This window comes from Vibrio sp. 03_296 (genome assembly GCF_002265885.1).
In genome coordinates, this window is record NZ_NPKW01000170.1 from 1 (window position 1) to 685 (window position 685).

General features: G+C 46.1%; 2 tRNA genes. Both read right to left on the reverse strand.

The features are described from left to right. Nucleotides 1-497: 497 nt before the first annotated feature. Nucleotides 498-574: transfer RNA gene (locus CIK04_RS22515), tRNA-Pro, on the reverse strand. Between the two features lie 24 nt (nucleotides 575-598). Continuing rightward, nucleotides 599-674 (reverse strand) — tRNA-His (locus CIK04_RS22520). Nucleotides 675-685 lie beyond the last annotated feature (11 nt).

Here is a 685-nt window from a genome sequence, read left to right on the forward strand (position 1 = left end):
AGGAACTCACTGGTGTTTGAAATCAGAGTGTTAAATGCCAAGAAACTAAAATATAGACAGAAAAAAAACACACGTTATAGAGAAAGAGGAGATTTCCTCTCAGATTGAGAGGTTCATCAGCAACTCCGCTTAGAAAGCCTTAAAAGTCTCTCATCAGAGACAAAAGCCAGCGCATCGGCATACTCAGTAAGGCTCGTGGGTTGAGGCAAGAAAATGAGAACCGTAGAGAGAAGGTAGAGAGAAGGTAGAGAGAAGGTAGAGAGAAGGTAGAGAGAAGGTAGAGAGAAAGTAGAGAGAAGTAGAGAGAAGAAGATCGCACAGACGTTTTAGTCAGCATGCCAAACAACGAAAGCCTGCAACAAAAAGCAGGCTTTCTACAGTGGGCGGTGAAGAGGAATTCAACACGGCTGGGATTCCAGCTCCCGCCCCCAGATCCCAAACAAATATCACCAGATACGAAAAAGGCTCTACATTGCTGTAGAGCCTTTTTCTCAATGTGGTCGGTGAAGAGGGATTCGAACCCCCGACCCTCTGGTCCCAAACCAGATGCGCTACCAAGCTGCGCTATTCACCGAAATTTTATTCTTTAAAGAAAGAATGGGGTGGCTAACGGGATTCGAACCCGCGACAACCGGAATCACAATCCGGGACTCTACCAACTGAGCTATAGCCACCATCAGATTGT